Below are 13,449 nucleotides of genomic sequence, written 5' to 3'. Positions count from 1 at the left end.
CACGGGCAAAACCGGACACTCGGGAGGACTTCATGACGTTGCTCGCCGGCAAGAACGCGATCGTCTACGGCGCCGCGGGGCGGATCGGCACGGCGGTGGCCACCGCCTTCGCGGAGGAGGGCGCGCGGGTGTTCCTCGCCGGCCGCACCCGCTCCCGGCTGGAGGAGGTCGCCGGCCGGATCCGCGCGTCCGGCGGCCGGGCCGAGACGGCGGCGGTCGACGCCCTCGACGAGCGCGCGGTCGACGAGCACGCCGCGGCGGTGGCGGCCGAGGGCGGGATCGGCGTCTCGTTCAACCTGATCGGCCACGGCGACGTCCAGGGCACGCCGCTGGTGGAGATGGCCCTCGCGGACTACGAGCGCCCGGTGCTGACGGCGGTCCGCACCCAGTTCCTGACCGCCCGCGCGGCGGCCCGGCACATGATCGGGCAGCGGTCGGGGGCGATCCTGTTCTTCGGCGGCGCGGGCGACCCGGTGCGGGAGTTCTCGGTCGGCGGGCTGCAGGTGGCGTTCCACGCGCTGGAGGCGATGCGCCGCCAGCTCGCGGCCGAGCTGGGGCCGCACGGGATCCGCACGGTGACGCTCCGCACGGGTGGCATCCCGGAGACGATCCCGGACGGTTTCGCGGGCCGCGCGGAGCTGGAGGAGAACATCGCGGGCAAGACGATGCTCGGCCGCGCGGCCACCCTGGCCGACGTGGGAGCGGTGGCGGCGTTCGTCGCGTCGGACCGGGCGGCCTCGATGACGGCGGCCACGGTCAACGTCAGCTGCGGCGCCCTGGTCGACTGACCCGCACCCGACGTCGCGAATGACTCATTCGGGACCTCCCACGTCCCGAATGAGTCATTCGCGACGAGCCACAGCGGCGTTGCCGGAGTCCTGCTCCCTCGAGGAGCTCGAAACCGGCATCAGGAGGCATGCCTCCGGCCCCCGGTATCCAGCTTACCGACCACCACCGACAGTTTCCGGCGGCTCCGGGAGCGCCATCGACGCCAGCTTCGCCGGGTCGGCCACCGCCGCGATGTTCGTGATGCGGCCGTCCGTCACCGTGAATGCCACCACCGACAGCGGCGTTCCGTCCGGGCGCCACGCCACCACGCCCGGCAAGCCGCCCACCAGTACCGTCCGGCCACCGGCCGCCGCTCCGAAGCGGGCTCCCGTCGCCACGTTCGTCGCCCCCAGGACCACCACCACGCCGTCCGGGGTGTCCACCGTCAAGCGGACCTCCGGGTCCAGTACGCGCAGCAACTGCTCGAAGTCGCCGTCGCGGGCTGCCGTCAAGAATGCCTGGACCACCTCATGCTGCGAAGGCCCTGTCGGCGGCGAGGGCGTCCGGACCTTGCGGCGGGCCCGGCTGGCCAGCATCTTGGCCGCCGCCGTCGACTTGCCCAGGATGCGGGCGATCTCGTCGAACGGCACCGCGAACAGGTCGTGCAGGACGAACGCCAGCCGCTCGCTCGGGCCGAGGGACTCCAGGACCACCAGCAGCGCCAAGCCCACCGAGTCGGCCAGCTCCGCGTCCTCCTCGGGAGAGCCGGCCACCGTGACGACGACCTCCTCGTACAGCCCTTCGGGCCGCGCTCGGCGCGCTCGCAGCACGTCCAGGCTGATCCGGCCGACCACCGTCGTCAGCCAGCCCTCGAGGTTCTCGATCGCCGCCTCGTCCTGGCGGGACAGGCGCAGCCAGGCCTCCTGGACCACGTCCTCGGCGTCGGCGTGGGAGCCGAGGATGCGGTGAGCCACCGCGCGCAGGCGGTCTCGCTGCGCTTCGAACGTCGAAGCCAACCCGTCGGTCATGGTCGTTACCTTCCTCGCTTCCGCTCCGTCGTGGACATGACGGGCCCGGAGGGGCACAGGTAACCGATGGAGGAACCGATGGAACCACGGCTGAAGACCCAGAGCGATCCCGACGTGACCGGCGCGGTCCAGCAGCTCTACAAATCAGTGCACCGCGCCGGGGTTGATCCGCTGCTGCTCGAACTGGTCCACCTGCGGGCCAGCCAGATCAACGGCTGCGCCCCCTGCACCTACGCCGGCGTCCGATCGGCGAAGCGGCAGGGCGAGACCGACGACCGCCTGCACAGCGTCGTCACCTGGCGCGAAACGCCGTTCTTCACCGAGCCGGAACGGGCCGCGCTCGCGCTCACCGAGGCCGCCACGCGGATCGAGGACGGCCAGTCCGGGGTGACCGACGAGATCTGGGCGGCCGCCGCCGAGCACTTCGACGAGACGCAGCTGTCCGCGATCGTCACGCACATCGCGCTCACCGGCTTCTTCAACCGGATCAACCGGGCGATCCGGGTGCAGGCCGGCAAGACCTGGTGAGCCCGGCGGGGCGCCCGGAAGGCGCCCCGCCGAGCCCGGCCGGTGGTCAGGCCGGCGTGATGATGTACGCGATGCCGCCCGGGCCGCCCGCCACGGTGCCGTCCGCGCGGTACCGCTTCGTCCGCTGCCAGATCTTCTCGAACTGGTCGCGCTGGTAGATGTTTCGGACGCGGTCGTTGCTGCTCGACGCCGGGTCGTTCGCGATCACGTCGCCGTCCTTCGTGAAGCCGACGACGACCATGATGTGCCCCGCCGTGCCGTAGCCGGCGCCGTCGAGTTCCGACGACAGGAACGACTGCGACGTGATCACCGGGATGCCCCGCGCGATGTAGTTCTCCAGCTCGTTCAGGGAGTGCAGCCGCGTGATGTGGCCGCGCAGCCCGCGCGACGCCGCATACGCCGTGTTGAACGGCCAGTTGCCGGTGCCGTCGTAGGCGTGGTCGTAGGTGTAGCGCGCGGCGAAGGCCACCTGCGGGTCGACGTAGCCCGCCGGGATCCACGACATCTCCGCCGGCGACGGCTTCTTGCCCCAGTACTCGGCCACCATCTCGGTCGACGTCGGGCTGCACCAGGCCTCGCCGCCCCCGCCGTACTCCGGGAACTGTCCCTTGTGGAGGTTCTGCGCGTACGCGGGCACCTTCAGCTCGATCCCGGTGGCGCGCCCGGGCTTCGTCGGCTCGACCTCGAAGCGGTCCGGGACGGCCGAGGTCATCGCGCCCAGCAGGCTCACCGACGGCGTCGCGCCCGACCCGGCTTCGCGGTAGAGGCTGATCCGCAGGTGGTAGGACTTCAGCGTCACGCCGGTCTTCATCACCAGCGTGTCGACGTCGACCAGCGCGTTCGCGTCGTCCTGGCCGTCGACGCTGGTGCGCAGGACGTCGGCGTCGCCGCTGGCCCACCGGCCCATCACGTACCACGCCGTTTCGGCGCCCGCCGACGTCCGGCCCTGCGCCTCGACCTGCAGCCAGGTCTTCGCGGGCGTCTTCGCGTTCCACGACGCGACCAGCTGCGTCGCGCCGAAGCCCTGCCGGTACTCCGGCGACGTCCACTGGCCGTACTCGTACGTTCTGGTCGTGCCGAGCTCCGGCTCGGTGTGCTGGACCGTGCCGGCCGGGTGCGTGATGCGCAGGCCGTCGCGGGTGAGCGCGACCCCGGCGAAGCCGCCTTCGTGGAAGCGGCCGCCGGTCCACTCGTGGTAGTCGATCGCCTCGTCGTCGTGCGGCCGGACGGGCGTGGCCTCGGCGACTTGCGCGGTTACGGCGGATAACACAACCACTGACAATAAGGTGAACAACTCACGTGCGCGCATCGCGGCTCCCTGATAGACCCACCCAGTTGCCAGGGATTTTCGCCGCTCCGGCCGGGGCTGTAAACAGGTACCTACAGGACGGCCTGCGTCTGTGTCACTTTCGCGACCAGCTTGCCGTCATCGTCGTGGATTTCGGTCTCCACCACGACGAACTTGCGGCCCGCGTGCAATGGTCTGGACGACGCAACGGCGTAGCCCGAACGCACGGCACGCAGGAGGTTCGTCTTCGATTCGACGGTCGTGGTGCCCTGCCCGCCCTCGGGCAGGTTGAGGAACGCGCACACGGCGCCGGTCGAGTCGGCCAGCGCCATGAGCGCGCCCCCGTGCAGCGCGCCGCCGAGCGTGCAGAGGCTCTCGTCCCACTTCAGCCGGCTGCGGACGAGTTCCCGCCCGTGCTCCAGCACCTCCACGCCGAGGCGTGCCGAAAACGGCATGGAGCGGTGGAAGAGCTGTGTACCTTCAAGATCGGTCATGCGACCACTGTGCCGTACCTCAGCTCAGCGGGTTGACGAGCAGCAGCTCCGTGTTGTGGTCCTCGGCCGCACCGACCCGGGCCAGGTCGGTGTGGATGTCGTTGTACGACAGCTCGCGGTACAGCGACGCAAGCGCTTGCGGCGTCCGGGCGTCGTAGTCCACGGCGTACGGCGCTTCAGCCTCGATCAGCGTCGTGAACAGCGACAACGTGCCGTCGGCGTTGTCCGCGACCTCGACGATCCGGGCGTGCTGCGGGAAGTCGACGTGCGATGCCGTGTTGATCTCCCAGAAGCCCTGCTGCGGCGTGTTCCCGGCGTGCGGCGTGATCTTGTTGAGGTGCGTGTGGCCGTTGACCCAGGCCAGCACGTTCGGGAACCGCTTGAGCAGCGCGACGAAGGCGTTGCCGTCCAGCCGCGGGTCGAGCAGGTGGCGCGAGTCCGGCAGCAGGTTGCCCATCGAGCCGCTGGTGTGGTGGCTGAACAGCAGGAACAGCTCGTCGGTGACGGAGTGGGTGACCTTGCGGCCGAAGAAGTCGTAGTAGGTGGAGCTGTTGCGCTTGAGCGTCGACTCGACCCAGGAGTACTGCGCGAGCCCGATCGAGCCGTCGGCGAACCCGGCGTCGGTGGTGGTGTCGAGGCTGATCCCGGTGATGCCGGGCGCGATCCGGAAGGTGTAGTAGACGTTCTGGCCGTCGGCGTTGGCGCTGGTGAAGCCGTGCCCGACCGGGCCGGGGCCGGTGTTGGCGCTGTCGAGGTGGGCCCGGACGAACTCGCCGGTGCTGAACGGACGGCGCCGCGCGTCCGGCGTCACCTCGCGGATGGTGCCGCTGCCGCCGAACAGCTCCGCGACCGGCACCCCCGAGCCCTTCTTGATGGCGTCGGCGAGCTTCTTGGACGTGGTCTCGTCCTTGCCGATCACCTTGTACTTCCCGGTGTACCAGGCGTCGATCCCGGGGATCTGCGCCGGCAGCGAGCCGACGATGCTGTCGTCGTGGTTGCCGAAGGTGCAGAACCACGGGACGTCGAGGCCGGGCGCGGTGAAGGTCCGCAGGCCGGCTTCGAGCAGGCCGGGCAGCTGCGGGAAGCCCTTCGCCGAGTACTTGTCGCCCACGCCGGGGATCGAGGGGTTCCAGTACGCGTCGTTGCCGGAGCTCTGGACGCCTTCGTACGCGTTCTCGTCGCCGGAGTTCGGGGTGACCGTGCCGCCGTTGAGGACCTTGAGGAACCAGTCGAGCTCGATCAGCTCGTGGTTGTCGGTGTTGTCGCCGGTGGTGACCATCAGGTCGAACGGCCGCCCGGTGAACGGGCCCTGCCGCACGCTGTTGACGCGCTCGACGAGCGCGCTGGTGGCGACGGTGCCGAGCGCCTCCTGCGGCCGGTGCGCCGAGCCGATGAAGGGGTGCAGGTATTCGAACCGCGCGGGGCTCTCGGCGTCGGTGATGTGCAGGTCGGTGAACTGGACGAAGGCGGACAGCGCCCGGCGCCGGTCGTCGCGCCCGCTCTTCGCGGTGGCGAGATCGCTCCGGACGACCAGCGGCCACCCGGGGCCCGCGGAGAGGCGCGAGTAGGTGCTGGTGCCGCCGCCGGTGGCGACCTGCTCGAGCGTGGTGCCGGCGGTGCTGACCGAGCGCGTGCTGGTGAGCCGCAGGGCGCGGTCGAGGGCGTTCGCGGCAGGCGTGCAGAGCAGCAGCCCGACACCGGCGGCGCCCGCGGTGGTGAAGGTGCGCCGGGTGAGTTCGGCCATGAGTTCGCTCCCCAGTCTTCTCGGTTGACCGGCACCGTGCCGGACGCCGGTGACCGGACGGTGAACGTGACATTTCGAGCTACCTTGTCACAGGTGTCGGGATGGCTGTACCGCCGAAGGTCGTGGTCATTTCGGCGGACCCGCTTCAGCCCTTCAAGCCGGACTCGGCCACCCCGCGCACCAGGTACCGCTGCAGGAACGCGAACAGCAGCACGATCGGCAGGATCGACACCGCGGCCGCGAGGAACAGCAGGTTCAGCTGCGGGTTCTGGGCCGTCAGCAGCCCCGACAGCGCCACCTGGACCGTCCACGAGTCCGGCGACTGCGCGATGATCAGCGGCCACAGGAACGCGTTCCAGCTGCCGATCACCGTGATCACGGCGATCGCCGCGAAGAAGCCCTTCGAATTGGGCACCACGATCCGCCAGAACACGCCCCAGCGGGACAGGCCGTCCACCCGGCCGGCCTCCTCCAGCTCGCGCGGGAAGTCCAGGAAGTACTGCCGGAACAGGAAGACGCTGAACGCGCTGAACAGCCCGGGGATCACCAGGCCGCGGAAGTCCGACAGCCAGCCCAGCGACGAGACGACCACGAAGCTCGGCACGAACGTCACCGACGTCGGGATCATCAGCGTCGCCAGCACCGCGTAGAACACGATCTTGGAATGCCGGTACGGGATCCGCGCCAGGCCGTAGCCGGCCAGCGAGCAGATCACCATCAGGCCGGCCGTCTGCAGGGTCGCGACCAGCGTCGAGTTCAGCAGGCTGCGGGCGAACGGGACGTCCGACAGCGAGAACAGCCGCGAGAAGTTCTCCCAGTGCACTGTGGACGGAAAGAACGTCCACTGTGGAGAGGTGAGGTCCGTTCGCGACGCCAGCCCGTTGCGCAGCAGCAGGTAGAACGGCAGCAGGAACAACACCGCCGCCACCACCAGGCAAGCCCACCGCAGGAACGTCCTCATGAGGCGCGCCCGAACCGCAGCACCCGGCCCTGCAACAGGGTCACCAGGGCGATGATCAGCGCCAGGATCACCGCGCCGGCACTGCCGCGGCCGAGGTCCTGGCCGCCCGACCCCAGGGACGTGTAGTACAGGTAGACCAGCGGCGGCCGGGCGAACGGCGGGTAGCCGCGGGCGTCGCCCATGATGTTGTAGAACTCGTCGAACGCCTGGTACGCGTTGATCAGGTTCAGCAGCAGCACCGCCACCGCCGTCGCGCGCAGCTGCGGCAGCGTGATGTACCGGAACACCTGCCAGCCCGGTTTGGCGCCGTCGAGCCACGCCGCTTCGTACAGCTGGGCCGGGATCCGTTGCAGCGCCGCGATGAACAGGATCATGTAGAAGCCCAGCTGCAGCCACAGCCGCGCGGTCACCAGCACCACCCAGTACAGCGGCGGGTCGACCGTCCCGGTCCAGGCCACCGGGTCGGCGCCGAACAGGCCGAGCACGGTGTTCGCGAGTCCGTACCGGACCCCCGAGAACAGCGAGGTCTTCCAGATCAGCGACGCCACCACGTAGGAGCACGCGAACGGCAGGAAGAACACCGACCGGAAGAACGCCCGCGCGAACCGCAGCTGGTTGACGCCGAGCGCCAGAGCCAGCGACAACACGAACGTCAGCGGCACGATGAACACCGCGAACACGCTGAACGTCCCCAGGCTCGACAGGAACGGCTCGTCGGTGAGCATGTGCCCGTAGTTGTCCAGCCCGACGAACTCGGTCGGCGTCACCGTGTTGCGCGCGTCGAAGAACGAGAGGTACGCGCTCCAGCCGATCGGCAGGTACGCGAAGATCGCCAACCCGACCAGGAACGGCCCGACGAACAGCCAGAACGCGCGCGCATCGCGCCGCTTCATCCGAAAAGGCGCTTCAGCTCGGCCTTCGCGACTTCAACGGCGGTCTTGACCTGCGCGGCCGGGTCCGCACCCTCCTTGGCGATCTTCGCGACCGCGTCGGACAGCGCCGTGTTCGACTGCTGCGTCCACACCGGGCCGCCGACGAGGTGGCTGTTCTCCTTGACGAACCGGGCCGCGTCGGCGGCCGGGCCGGACTTGAGGTTGTCCGCGCGGCCGATCAGGCTCTGACGGGCCGGCACGTGGAAGCCGAACTTCGTCGCGAACTCCAGCTGGTCCTGCGTCTGGTCGATCCACAGCCACTTCACGAACGCCTTGGCCTCGGTGACGTGCGCGCTCTTGGCGTTCACCATCGCGCCGTACGCGCCGACCGGGACCGACGGCGCTCCGCTGCCGTCCAGCTTCGGGAAGGGCAGGACGCCGAAGTCGTCGTCGAACGCCTGGCGGATCTTCGGCACGTTCCACAGGCCGGTCCACTGCATCGCCGTCAGCCCGTCGATGAACGCACCCGGGTCCGACCAGTCCGCCGGCGCGCCGAGCAGCAGGGAACCGTTGGCGTTCAGCGTGTGCAGCTTCGCCAGCGCGGTCGCCGCGCGCGGGTCGTCGAAGCCGACCTCGCGGTTGCCGTTCTTCAGGAAGTCGAGCCCCGCGGACCACAGCAGCGGGCCGGTGAGCACGCCGACGCCGCCGTCGTTGCCCGCGAAGAAGCCCTTGACGCCGTCCTTCGTGAGCTTCCCGGCGGCGTCGATGAGCTCGTCGACCGTCTGCGGCGGCTGCACGCCCGCGGCCTGCAGCAGGCTCTTGCGGTAGAAGAGCACCTGCGTGTCGGTGGCCTGCGGGATGCCGTAGACCCGGCCGTCGACGGTCTGCGCGGCCAGCACGGCCGGGCTGAAGTCGTCCTTCACCGGCCCGATGACGTCGTCGAGCGGGACGACCTGCTTCTGCCGCACCCAGTCGATCTTGACCTGCGCCTCGAAGACGTCCGGCACCTTGCTGTTCTGCAGCGCGGTGACGATCTTCGAGTCGTAGTCGCCGGGGTTCCACTGCACGGTCACGGCCGCGCCGGGGTAGCTCGCCGCGTACCGCTTGACGGCGTCCTGGACGCCTTCCTCGCCGTAGGCGTGGTACCACTGCTGGAGCGCGACGTTCGGGGCGTCCGACGGCGGCGGCCCCGCCGAGTACGCCGTCGAGGGCGGCGGATCACCCTGCCGCCCGGTGTTCGACCCGCACGCCGTCGCCAGCGCGCCCATCCCGGCCAGTGCGAGGAAACTCCGCCTGTTCCGCTGCATCCCCAGAACCCCTCCGACGTGCTCTGAAGGTCACCATAAGGGCGCAAGGGTCCCTTATGGTGACCGCCAGAGGCATGAGACTCGCCGGAGATTTACCCGTTAGAGCTGTGCGATGTCGAGCTTTCCCTCGGAGTAGGACGCGCGGATCCGCTTCTTGTCGAACTTGCCGACGCTGGTCTTGGGCACTTCGTCCACGAACGTCCAGTTCTCCGGCAGCTGCCACTTGGCGACCTTGTCGCTGAGGTAGTCGCGCAGCTCTTCCGGCGTGACGCTCTGGCCTTCCTTGAGCACGACGGCGACCAGCGGCCGCTCGTCCCACTTCTCGTCCGGGATGCCGACGACCGCGGCCTCGGCCACCGCCGGGTGGCCCATGACCTGGTTCTCCAGGTCGACCGAGGAGATCCACTCGCCGCCGGACTTGATGACGTCCTTGGCGCGGTCGGTGAGGGTCAGGTAGCCGTCGGCGCTGATCCTGCCGACGTCGCCGGTGCGCAGCCAGCCGTCGTGGAACTTGTCCGGGTCGACTTCCGCGCCGCCGTAGTACGAAGCCGCGATCCACGGGCCCTGGACCTCGAGCTCGCCGACGGCGTCGTCGTCCCAGGGCAGCACCGCGCCGTCGTCGTCGATCAGCCGCGCCCGCACGGACGCCGGGAAGCGGCCCTGTGTGTAGCGGTACTTCCAGATGTCGTCGCCGGTCGCCGACGCCGGCGGCCGGGCGACGCTGCCCAGCGGCGACGTCTCGGTCATGCCCCAGGCGTGCAGGATCGACACGTGGTGCCGCTCCTGGAAGGCGTGCATCAGCGACGGCGGCACCGCGGACCCGCCGACGACGACCTCGCGCAGGTGCGAGATGTCCTGCGGGTGGGCTTCGAGGTGGGCGAGCAGACCCTGCCAGACGGTCGGGACCGCGCCGGCGAACGTCGGCTTCTCGGCGGCCAGCATCGCCGAGATCGGCGCCGGCTGGAGGAACCGGTCCGGCATCAGCAGCGACGCGCCTACCATGAGCGCCGCGTACGGCAGGCCCCACGCCATCGCGTGGAACATCGGCACGATGGCCAGCGCCTTGTCGCTCTGCGCGAGGTTCATGCTGTCGCTCATGCAGACCTGCATCGAGTGCAGCCAGATCGACCGGTGTGAATAGGCGACGCCCTTGGGGTCACCGGTGGTGCCCGAGGTGTAACACATCGCGGCGGCCGAGCGCTCGTCGACGTCCGGCCAGTCGAAGGTGTCCGGCTGGGCGGCCAGCAGCTCGGCGTAGGAGTGCACCTCGACGCCGTCGGGGGCTTCGAGGGACGCGGCGTCGCCGTTGGCCACGATGACGTGCCGGACCGTCTTGAACTGCGGCAGCTGCTTGGCCAGCAGGGGGACGAGGGTGCCGTCGACGATGACGACGTGGTCCTCGGCGTGGTTGGCGACGAACACGAGCTGCTCCGGGAACAGCCGGATGTTCAGCGTGTGCAGCACGGCGCCCATAGCCGGAACGGCCAGGTAGGCAGCCATGTGCTCGGCGTTGTTCCACATGAACGTGCCGACGCGCTGGTCGCCCGTCACGCCGAGGCCCCGGAGGGCGTTGGCGAGCCGGGCGGCGTGCCTGCCGAGGTCGCCGTAGGTCTCGCGACGGGCTGCTGAACCGGTCCAGGTGATGACTTCGCTCGCCGAGTGCACCGACGTGCCGTGGCGGAGCAGGTTCGCCAGCGACAGCTGGCCGTCCTGCATGGTGCTCAACATGGTCGCTCCCGGGGGTCGTTCGCCGGTGAACTGGGGTTGCGCCGACTCTAGTGCGGATCGGGTGAAGCGGGCATGGTCAACAACGGCTCCGTTCGGTCACGGTCGTCGCGCGATCGGGCGACGACCGGACGATGATCAAGATCATCTCTTTTTCGACTTTTCCTTATGTGCAAGGAAATGTGCACGAGAACAGCGCGTAACGGAGGCTCCACTTCCGGGTGAGAAGGGCCACGCGGAGCACTTCTTGGGAGCGTTTCCGCAGGCCGGAGCGGGTTGCCCGGTATCACCTCCGGGGGTAATAAGTGCGTGTCGGTTGCACGGCCAGGAAGCGGGTGGCGTTTACTGGGCCCGTGGCAAGAGACGGCTGAGCAGCGCTTGCAGGAGCAAGCACTCACAAAAGCTGTCGGCCGCGAAAGCGGAGACCTGAGAGGAAAGGACACTACGTTGGCTCTGCCTACGTTGACTCCGGAGCAGCGCGCCGAGGCCCTGGCCAAGGCCGCCGAGGCTCGCAAGGCGCGTTCGGAGCTGCTCGCGTCGATCAAGTCCGGCAAGGAGAGCATCGAAAAGGTGCTCAAGCAGGCCAAGGAGAACAAGACCATCGGGAAGACGAAGGTCACCCAGCTGCTGAAGGCCGTCCCCGGCCTCGGCGCGGTGAAGGTCGCCGCCCTGCTCGAGCAGGCCGGCATCGACCCGGACCGGCGTGCGGCCGGCCTGGGCGAGCGCCAGCGCGAGGCGCTCATCGACGCGCTCAAGTAGCTCGTCACCAGGAGCTGACCGCGAGGGGAGTGTCGCTGGCGACACTTCCCTCGCGGATCTCCCATCGCCTGGGAGGCTGGTCTTGTGAGTTCTCCTGACCCGGCCACCCCGGTTGACCTCGCCGCCCGCTACGAGCGAGGCGACTTCCTGTTCACGACGGCCGCGCGCGCACTCCTCGCGCAGGGCACGATCCGCACGGTCACCGAGACGGACCCGCGGCGGCTCGCCTCGGCGATCCCCGGTGTCCTGGCCGAGACGGGTGCCCCGCTGGCCGTCGGCGTCCTGCCGTTCGACACCGGGCCCGACACGAAGGTGCCGGGCCACCTCGTGGTGCCCCGGACCGTCCACCGGTCCTCGGGGGCGCCTTCACTGCCGCGAGAGGCCCTGCCGGCACCCGTGCGGGTGCGTGCGGTGCCGTCGCCGGCGTCGCACATGGCGGCCGTGAGCGCCGCCGTTTCCGCTCTCGGGGACCGTGACCTGCGGAAAGCCGTGCTGGCCCGGGCCCTGGACCTCGAGTTCGCCGCGCCGGTGCCCGCCGAGAGCATCGTGCGGAACCTGGCCGTGGGCAATCCCCGCCACTTCACGTACGCGGCCGAGCTGCCGGGCGGCCGGTCACTCGTGGGGGCGACGCCGGAGCTGCTGCTGCGCCGCACCGGCCGGACGGTGTTCTCGTCGCCGCACGCCGGGTCGATGCCGCGCTCGGCGGACCCGGTGGCCGACCGGGCCAACGGTGAGGCGCTGCGGACGTCCCGGAAGGACCAGCTCGAGCACGCGGTGGTGATCGACTACCTGGTCGAGGCGCTGCGGCCGTTCTGCCGGACCCTGGACGTCCCGGCCGGCCCGGAGCTGGTGACCACGCCGGCGATCTGGCACCTGCGCACCCCGATCACGGGCGAGCTGGCGGACCCGGACATCACGGCGCTGGACCTCGCGGCGGCCCTCCACCCGACCCCGGCGATCTGCGGCACCCCGACGGAGGGTGCACGTGAGCTGGTCCAGGAACTGGAGCCGTTCGACCGCGACTACTACGCGGGCGCGGTCGGCTGGGTCGACGCGGCGGGCGACGGCGAGTGGGCGGTGGCGATCCGCTGCGCCGAGATTGCCTCGACCTCGATGCGGCTGTATGCGGGTGGCGGGATCGTCGCGGCGTCGGACCCGCGGTCCGAGCTGGACGAGACGACGGCGAAGTTCCGGACGCTGCTGACCGCGATGGGGCTGGCGGACCTGCCGGTCTGAGCTACGGGACCCAGTGTTCCTCGGTGACCGACAGCTCCTCGGTGGTCAGCACCGCGATGGCCGCCCGATACCCGTCGGCGGCCTTCAGATCGACCAGCCGGGTCGTCGCCGGGTCCAGGGCGGGGTCGCCCGAAGCGACCAGGCTCGCCGGCTCGTCGTAACGCGAGAACGTGATGCTCTGCAGCGGGATGCGCAGGCCTTTGCCGGTGGCCTTCATCACCGCCTCTTTGCGGGTCCAGTAGACGAAGAACGCTGCCGCTTTCGCGGTCCCGTCGAGGCCGGTCAGGTGCTCGGCCTCCGCGGGGCTCAACGCGTACTCGATCAGGCCGTCGTCCGCTCGGCGGGTGGCCGTCTCGACGTCGAGGCCCACCGGGACCGAGGGCGTCGCCGCGATGCCGATCAGGTCGCCCGAATGGGAGATCGACAGCGTCAGGTCCGCGCCCGGGATGCGGGGCCGCCCGTGGGGCTTGCCGCAGTCTTCGCAGGTCGCGTCGAACTTCACCGCCTCGACGGCCAGGCCGAGCCGCTCGGCCGCGACCGCCTTCGCCAGGACGCGGCCGGTGAGGAACCGCCGCTTGTCCGCCTCCTGCCGGTACGCCTCGAACCGCCCCTGCTCGACGTCGTCGAGCAGGCGCAGGAAGCGATCTTCGGCGGGCAACGGCGACGACCAGCGGACCTCGATCTCCATCACCCCTCCGATCCTTCCGGGCCCGCAGGCCGTTGTCACGGGATCGGGCCC

Annotated in this window: 13 protein-coding genes; 4 read left to right on the top strand and 9 right to left on the bottom strand. The window is 70.1% G+C overall.

The genetic code is table 11. The features are described from left to right. The first annotated feature begins 32 nt into the window (after window positions 1-32). Window positions 33-788, top strand: coding sequence for an SDR family NAD(P)-dependent oxidoreductase (locus ACWDN5_RS07315; protein WP_449675191.1), 756 nt, complete (start codon window positions 33-35; stop codon window positions 786-788). 153 nt (window positions 789-941) lie between these two features. Here ACWDN5_RS07315 and ACWDN5_RS07310 read toward each other — a convergent pair whose 3' ends face one another. After that, on the bottom strand, window positions 942-1,796 hold the full coding sequence (locus ACWDN5_RS07310) for a sigma-70 family RNA polymerase sigma factor (RefSeq protein WP_449675189.1): 855 nt from the start codon (window positions 1,794-1,796) through the stop codon (window positions 942-944). Window positions 1,797-1,874: 78 nt separating this feature from the next. On the opposite strand from ACWDN5_RS07310, the gene ACWDN5_RS07305 reads away from it, so the two are divergent. Then, complete coding sequence (locus ACWDN5_RS07305) at window positions 1,875-2,324, top strand: carboxymuconolactone decarboxylase family protein (protein ID WP_449675187.1); 450 nt, start codon at window positions 1,875-1,877, stop codon at window positions 2,322-2,324. Between the two features lie 46 nt (window positions 2,325-2,370). Here the strand turns inward: ACWDN5_RS07305 and ACWDN5_RS07300 are convergent, their stop codons facing one another. From ACWDN5_RS07300 to ACWDN5_RS07270, 7 genes are all read right to left on the bottom strand, one after another. After that, window positions 2,371-3,633 (bottom strand): peptidase C39 family protein, encoded by a 1,263-nt coding sequence (locus tag ACWDN5_RS07300; RefSeq protein ID WP_310968634.1) that lies wholly within the window; start codon window positions 3,631-3,633, stop codon window positions 2,371-2,373. Between the two features lie 71 nt (window positions 3,634-3,704). Then, window positions 3,705-4,106 (bottom strand): PaaI family thioesterase, encoded by a 402-nt coding sequence (locus tag ACWDN5_RS07295; RefSeq protein WP_449675185.1) that lies wholly within the window; start codon window positions 4,104-4,106, stop codon window positions 3,705-3,707. Between the two features lie 19 nt (window positions 4,107-4,125). Further along, entirely contained in the window at window positions 4,126-5,850 is a 1,725-nt protein-coding gene (locus ACWDN5_RS07290) for a TIGR03767 family metallophosphoesterase (RefSeq protein ID WP_449675183.1), read from the bottom strand. 145 nt (window positions 5,851-5,995) lie between these two features. Further along, window positions 5,996-6,811, bottom strand: a complete 816-nt coding sequence (locus ACWDN5_RS07285) for a carbohydrate ABC transporter permease (protein WP_449675181.1) — start codon at window positions 6,809-6,811, stop codon at window positions 5,996-5,998. Beyond that, window positions 6,808-7,704 carry a carbohydrate ABC transporter permease gene (locus ACWDN5_RS07280; RefSeq protein WP_449675179.1) on the bottom strand — a complete coding sequence of 299 codons (897 nt, stop codon included), beginning with the start codon at window positions 7,702-7,704 and terminating at the stop codon, window positions 6,808-6,810. The genes ACWDN5_RS07285 and ACWDN5_RS07280 overlap by 4 nt, the downstream gene beginning before the upstream one ends. Then, window positions 7,701-8,990, bottom strand: coding sequence for an ABC transporter substrate-binding protein (locus tag ACWDN5_RS07275; protein ID WP_449675177.1), 1,290 nt, complete (start codon window positions 8,988-8,990; stop codon window positions 7,701-7,703). The genes ACWDN5_RS07280 and ACWDN5_RS07275 overlap by 4 nt, the downstream gene beginning before the upstream one ends. Window positions 8,991-9,089: 99 nt before the next feature. Further along, complete coding sequence (locus tag ACWDN5_RS07270) at window positions 9,090-10,718, bottom strand: long-chain fatty acid--CoA ligase (RefSeq protein WP_449675175.1); 1,629 nt, start codon at window positions 10,716-10,718, stop codon at window positions 9,090-9,092. Window positions 10,719-11,162: 444 nt separating this feature from the next. On the opposite strand from ACWDN5_RS07270, the gene mihF reads away from it, so the two are divergent. Together mihF and ACWDN5_RS07260 are read left to right on the top strand one after the other, a co-directional pair. Beyond that, window positions 11,163-11,474 (top strand): integration host factor, actinobacterial type, encoded by a 312-nt coding sequence (gene mihF, locus ACWDN5_RS07265; RefSeq protein ID WP_051767699.1) that lies wholly within the window; start codon window positions 11,163-11,165, stop codon window positions 11,472-11,474. 84 nt (window positions 11,475-11,558) lie between these two features. Next, on the top strand, window positions 11,559-12,710 hold the full coding sequence (locus ACWDN5_RS07260; RefSeq protein ID WP_449675173.1) for an isochorismate synthase: 1,152 nt from the start codon (window positions 11,559-11,561) through the stop codon (window positions 12,708-12,710). Between the two features lies 1 nt (window position 12,711). Here ACWDN5_RS07260 and ACWDN5_RS07255 read toward each other — a convergent pair whose 3' ends face one another. Further along, complete coding sequence (locus tag ACWDN5_RS07255) at window positions 12,712-13,398, bottom strand: 4'-phosphopantetheinyl transferase family protein (protein ID WP_449675171.1); 687 nt, start codon at window positions 13,396-13,398, stop codon at window positions 12,712-12,714. Between the last annotated feature and the right edge of the window lie 51 nt (window positions 13,399-13,449).

The sequence above is a fragment of the Amycolatopsis sp. NPDC003731 genome (assembly GCF_053586895.1).
Note: the sequence above shows the minus strand (reverse complement) of the source record. Positions and strands in the feature narration are given on the sequence as shown.